The organism is Vibrio sp. 10N.222.48.A3, assembly GCF_041475345.1.
GTDB lineage: Bacteria > Pseudomonadota > Gammaproteobacteria > Enterobacterales > Vibrionaceae > Vibrio > Vibrio tasmaniensis_A.
The window spans coordinates 1-1,274 of sequence record NZ_JBFRVX010000410.1 but is presented as its reverse complement, the minus strand read 5'-3'; the positions used below and the strand labels follow the sequence as shown (position 1 = coordinate 1,274).

Here is a 1,274-nt window from a genome sequence, read left to right as displayed (position 1 = left end):
CTATTTCAACAGTACCATCTGTAGAGTTATTATCAACAATAATTAGCTCAAAGTTTTTATAAGTTTGAGATAAACAACTTTCAATAGAATCTGAAATATAATTTTCATGATTATAAGTAACCATGCATATTGAAATTAGAGGAAGACTCGATTCGTTCATAATTAATTAGACCAGTTATTGATCAGGTTCACTACATGCTTTTGCTCTGATTCAGTCAAAATAGGGCTTATCGGTAGACTTAAAATATCATCACAAATAGCTCTAACTTCATTTTCATGATCTATTTCGGCGTACGCTACCTGTTCATTGACAAATTTAGGATAGTGTTTTTGAGTTTGAACACCATTTTCTAACAAGTATTCACTCAACTTTTCTCGTTCCGATGTCTTAATAACAAACAAATGAAAAACATGGCTTTCTTCATATTCCCATTCAGGGAGTTTTACTAAATCATTATTAATATTGTCAATGTAATAACGTGCAACCCTTTGACGATCTTTAATATCTTCATCAATGTACTTAAGCTTAACTCTTAAAATAGCCGCTTGTATTTCATCCAACCTACTGTTCACACCTTTGTAAATGTGCTCATATTTTATGTGAGAGCCATAGCTTCTTAATGCAGAAACTATTTCCTTTAGCTTCTCGTCACTTGTTGTAATTGCACCGGCATCACCTAGAGCCCCTAAGTTTTTCCCTGGATAGAAACTGAAGGCACCAGCATGACCCCAAGATCCCGCTTTTTTCCCATCAATCATAGCTCCATGTGCTTGTGCGCAATCTTCTAGCACCAACAAGTCATAATCTTCAGCTAGCTTACAAATTTCTTTCATTGGAGCTAATTGACCGTACAGATGTACCGGAAGTATGACTTTGGTCTTTGATGTGATTTTTTGAGCGATTTTGGAAACATCGATGTTAAAGTTATTTGGGTCTGCGTCAACTAATACAGGAGTCAAATTACACTCCGAAATAGCAAGCACCGATGCAATAAAAGTGTTAGAAGGGACAATAACTTCATCACCATCATCGATTAACCCCATAATTTTCCATGCTTTCAAAGTAAGCGTTAGAGCATCTAGCCCATTGCCGACACCAATACAAAACTTCGTTTGGCAATAAGTTGAAAACTCTCTTTCAAACTGCTCGAGCTCATTTCCCATGATATACCAACCAGAGTCAATAACCTTGTCAAAGGAAGCCTTAATTTCGTCTTTGTATCTTTCGTTAATTTTTTTTAAGTCTAAAAATGGAATCATCATAATTACTCTGG

At 35.5% G+C, this 1,274-nt stretch carries 2 protein-coding genes; both read right to left on the bottom strand.

The window, feature by feature from the left end; all coding sequences use genetic code 11:
* Positions 1-124, bottom strand: a 124-nt coding sequence (locus AB4653_RS12695; RefSeq protein ID WP_372104315.1) for a glycosyltransferase family 2 protein, incomplete at its 3' end; no start/stop codon positions are given.
* Between the two features lie 38 nt (positions 125-162).
* Positions 163-1,260 (bottom strand): DegT/DnrJ/EryC1/StrS aminotransferase family protein, encoded by a 1,098-nt coding sequence (locus tag AB4653_RS12690; RefSeq protein WP_032555314.1) that lies wholly within the window; start codon positions 1,258-1,260, stop codon positions 163-165.
* Between the last annotated feature and the right edge of the window lie 14 nt (positions 1,261-1,274).